This window comes from Streptomyces lycii, assembly GCF_009735685.1.
Lineage (GTDB): Bacteria > Actinomycetota > Actinomycetes > Streptomycetales > Streptomycetaceae > Streptomyces > Streptomyces lycii.
The window spans coordinates 1-618 of the sequence record NZ_WHPN01000181.1; the positions used below are offsets into that span (position 1 = coordinate 1).

A 618-nucleotide genomic window follows, 5' to 3' on the forward strand; every position below is an offset into this window, starting at 1 on the left:
CGCACCGGGCCGGGCTGGTGGCGCGGGCGCTGGCGGGCAACCCCGGCCCGTACCAGGTGATCACGGCCGACGGGACCCGGCCCGCCTGGCGTCCCGGGAGCTTCGACCGGGTGCTGGTCGACGTGCCGTGCACCGGCCTGGGCGCGCTGCGCCGCCGCCCGGAGGCCCGCTGGCGCCGCCGCCCCGAGGACCTGGAGGGTTTCGCGCCGCTCCAGCGCGGGCTGCTGCGGGAGGCGCTGAACGCGGTGCGCGTCGGCGGGGTCGTCGGCTACGCGACCTGCTCGCCGCACCTCGCCGAGACCCGGGCCGTGGTCGACGACGTCCTCAGGGGACGCGCCGGAACCGCCGTTCCGGCCGAGCGGATCGACGCCCGTCCGCTGATGCCGGGCGTGCCCGCCCTCGGCGACGGCCCGGACGTACAGCTGTGGCCGCATCTGCACGGCACCGACGCCATGTACCTCTGCCTGCTGCGCCGCACGGGCTGAACCGGGGCGGTTGCGCCGGCCCGGCGCGAGCTGGTTCCGCCGGGCCGGCCAGACTTGATCCGATCCGGTCCGATCCGATCTGACCCGACCGGATCCGACTCGGTCGTCCGAGCCGACCCGATCCGATCCGGTC

The 618-nt window shown here is 77.0% G+C and carries 1 pseudogene; it reads left to right on the forward strand.

The features are described from left to right. Window positions 1-485, forward strand: a pseudogene (locus GCU69_RS07510) (rRNA cytosine-C5-methyltransferase); the annotation flags it as partial. Window positions 486-618: the final 133 nt, after the last annotated feature.